The organism is Citrobacter sp. Cpa228, from assembly GCF_030333085.1.
GTDB lineage: Bacteria > Pseudomonadota > Gammaproteobacteria > Enterobacterales > Enterobacteriaceae > Citrobacter > Citrobacter pasteurii.
Genome location: NZ_JAOWGQ010000022.1, coordinates 1 through 495, shown reverse-complemented (window position 1 = coordinate 495; position 495 = coordinate 1). Strand labels below are relative to the sequence as shown.

The window sequence follows — 495 nt, the reverse complement described above, 5'->3', positions numbered from 1 at the left end:
TCATTTCTTATTACGGAGAAATGAAACAGTGTGTCGTTTCAATTTTCAGCTTGATCCAGATTTTTAAAGAGCAAAACTTCGCAGTGAACCTTTTCAGGTACACTCTGAAGTTTTCTTGTATTGTTGCAGTAAAGATGGTGGAGCTATGCGGGATCGAACCGCAGACCTCCTGCGTGCAAAGCAGGCGCTCTCCCAGCTGAGCTATAGCCCCATCGTAGTTATCTCATTCACCTTAATTCTTGCTGAGACAAGGCGTGGAGCGGCGAAGCATACTGAAGTATGCGAGTCGTTTCACAACGCGGTATCAGAAAGAATTTGGTAGGCCTGAGTGGACTTGAACCACCGACCTCACCCTTATCAGGGGTGCGCTCTAACCACCTGAGCTACAAGCCTGCAGAGATTTTCTTACTGCTAATTTTCATCAGACAATCTGTGTGAGCACTACAAAGAACGCTTCTTTAAGGTAAGGAGGTGATCCAACCGCAGGTTCCCCTA

At 46.5% G+C, this 495-nt stretch carries 2 tRNA genes; both read right to left on the bottom strand.

From position 1 onward, the window contains the following. Positions 1 to 135 precede the first annotated feature (135 nt). Positions 136 to 211, bottom strand: a tRNA-Ala gene (locus tag OGX91_RS00190). 105 nt (positions 212 to 316) lie between these two features. Continuing rightward, positions 317 to 393: transfer RNA gene (locus tag OGX91_RS00185), tRNA-Ile, on the bottom strand. Positions 394 to 495: the final 102 nt, after the last annotated feature.